Raw genomic sequence first — 569 nt, 5'->3', positions numbered from 1 at the left:
CGAACAAGGTATTGAACGCGGTATCGAACAAGGTATTGAACAAGGTATTGAACGCGGTATCGAACGCGGTATCGAACAAGGTATTGAACAAGGTATTGAACAAGGTATTGAACGGGAAAAGACATTGATTCTTCGTCAACTTAAACGCAAGTTAGGGGAGATTAATCCTTTATTAGAAACTAAAATCATGCAGTTAAGTATTGATGATGTCGAAGTATTAGGAGAAGCTTTATTCGACTTCTCTACGGTTGAAGATTTAATCAATTGGTTAAATACTTTAACTGCCTAGTTTATGTTAGCGATCGCATCTTGGCAACAAATGAGAAAACGGGTTTCTTTGAGAAAATATTTAGAAAACCCGTTTTCTTTGAGAAACCCGTTTTCTTGCAATATTAATTTCTGTTACAGGGGTATTGAAAAATTGGCGATTGTTGGGCTAAAACTGTTAGCAATAAACTTTTGCGGTTAATGTCATGACTTCTACCCTTTTGCCGATTCTTCCTGCTGTTGACGATGTTTTGTTCGATTTCTCTCAATCTGATGGATTTTGGGCGAATTTGGCAATAGCT

The 569-nt window shown here is 37.1% G+C and carries 1 protein-coding gene; it reads left to right on the top strand.

Annotated features, from left to right (window positions below):
- Positions 1-289: DUF4351 domain-containing protein (locus MICAI_RS16700; RefSeq protein WP_039900423.1), on the top strand; the 289-nt coding region annotated here is incomplete at its 5' end.
- Between the last annotated feature and the right edge of the window lie 280 nt (positions 290-569).

It is taken from the genome of Microcystis sp. T1-4, from assembly GCF_000297435.1.
In the GTDB taxonomy this organism is placed as follows: domain Bacteria; phylum Cyanobacteriota; class Cyanobacteriia; order Cyanobacteriales; family Microcystaceae; genus Microcystis.
This window is presented reverse-complemented; position numbering and strand designations above follow the sequence as displayed.